Origin of the sequence: Kitasatospora putterlickiae (assembly GCF_039527695.1) — a bacterium.
GTDB lineage: Bacteria > Actinomycetota > Actinomycetes > Streptomycetales > Streptomycetaceae > Kitasatospora > Kitasatospora putterlickiae.
Genome location: NZ_BAAAKJ010000096.1, coordinates 40,843 through 42,496, shown reverse-complemented (window position 1 = coordinate 42,496; position 1,654 = coordinate 40,843). Strand labels below are relative to the sequence as shown.

Below are 1,654 nucleotides of genomic sequence, written 5' to 3'. Positions count from 1 at the left end.
GGCCCCGACGCCGTCGCCGACGTTCCCGGAGACCACTTCTCGATCATGGAACAGCATGTCGCGACCACCGGCGACGCCGTCGCCGCCTGGCTCGGCACCACCCTCGGCACCCCCGATGCCCTGTGAAGACGAAGGAGAACCCGTTGACCACAGCCCCGTACGACGATTTCCCCCCGCGACATGCCCTCACCGTGCTGGGAGCCGGGGTGATGGGCGTCGGAATCACCGTCCTCGCCCTCGGACACGGCCTGCCGGTCCACCTGGTCGACATCGACCGGGAACGGCTCGACCGAGCCGCGGACCTGATCGACGGCGAACTCCGGCTGGCCGAACTGATGGGCGCCCTGCCCGCCGGGACGCCCCTCGGCACCCTGGCCACCGGCACCTCGCTCAAGGCCGCCGCCGGAGCCACCGCCGTCGTCGAGGCGGTCACCGAGAACGCCACGATCAAGGCCGCTGTCCTGTCCGAGGTCTCCGGACTGGTCCGGCCCGGAACCCTGCTGATCACCAACACCTCCTCCATCCCCGTCGACGAACTGGCCGGGGCCCTGGAACGGCCGGAGGAACTGGTCGGCACCCACTTCATGAACCCGCCCTACCTGATCGGAACCGCCGAGGTGGTCCGCGGCGCCAGGACCGGGGACCCCGCGATGGCGGCCGTGGCGGCCCTGCTCACGGCACTGCGGCGGCGGGCGGTGGTGGTCCGGGACGCACCCGGCTTCGTGACCAGCCGCATCCTGCACCCGATGATCAACGACGCGGCCCGGGTGGTGGACGAGGGAACGGCGAGCGCCGAGGACGTCGACGCCCTGATGCAGGGCTGTCTGGGACACCCCACCGGCCCGCTGCGCACCGCGGACCTGATCGGCATCGACAACCTCGTCGACTCCCTCACCGTGCTCCACGAACGCACCGGCGACGACGGCTGCCGCCCCGCGGAACTGCTGCTCCGGCTGGTCCGCGAGGGCCGGCTGGGCCGCAAGTCCGGGCGCGGCTTCTACGACTACACCTGATCACCCCGACGAGGAGACGGCCATGACCGCAGCGAACACGCCCAACACCAACGACCTGGAGAAGGAACTGCTGGGATTCCTGGAAGGACGCACCGGAACCGCCTGGGACGCCGACACCGACCTGTTCGGCGCCGGCGGCCTGTCGTCCCTCTTCGCCATGCAGGTGGTGGTGCACCTGGAGAAGACCTACGCCATCGCCGTCCGCGGCGCGGACCTGCGGCTGGACAACTTCCGCACCGTGCGGCGGATGGCGGAGCTGGTGGAGCGGCTCCGGGTGCCCGCCGCCGGGGGCCAGCATGGGTGATGACCTGAGCAGCGCGATGACCTCCGTCACCCTGCGCGTCGGCGACCTGGCGGGGGAGTGGGACCGGACCGGCCTCATCCCGCCGGCCCTGCTCCGCGAACTGGGCGCCGAGGGCCGACTGTGCGCCGAAGTCCCGGAGCAGTACGGCGGCTGGGGGCTCAGCAGCACGGACAGCGGCGCGTACACCGCCCATGTGGGAGGCCTGTGCAGCTCGCTGCGCAGCGTGATGACCTCCCAGGGCATGGCGGCATGGACCATCCAGCGCCTGGGCACCGCCGAGCAGTCGGCCGCCCACCTCCCCCGGCTGACCGGCGGCGGACTGGCGGCGGTCGGCTTC

The 1,654-nt window shown here is 72.0% G+C and carries 3 protein-coding genes; all 3 read left to right on the top strand.

The genetic code is table 11. From position 1 onward, the window contains the following. Nucleotides 1-143: 143 nt before the first annotated feature. Nucleotides 144-1,013, top strand: coding sequence for a 3-hydroxyacyl-CoA dehydrogenase family protein (locus ABD308_RS10535; RefSeq protein WP_344331401.1), 870 nt, complete (start codon nucleotides 144-146; stop codon nucleotides 1,011-1,013). 22 nt (nucleotides 1,014-1,035) lie between these two features. Continuing rightward, the gene (locus ABD308_RS10530) at nucleotides 1,036-1,317 is read left to right on the top strand and encodes an acyl carrier protein (RefSeq protein WP_344331398.1); all 282 of its coding nucleotides are present in this window, start codon (nucleotides 1,036-1,038) and stop codon (nucleotides 1,315-1,317) included. Further along, nucleotides 1,310-1,654, top strand: a 345-nt coding sequence (locus ABD308_RS10525; protein ID WP_344331396.1) for an acyl-CoA dehydrogenase family protein, incomplete at its 3' end; no start/stop codon positions are given. The genes ABD308_RS10530 and ABD308_RS10525, both read left to right, overlap by 8 nt.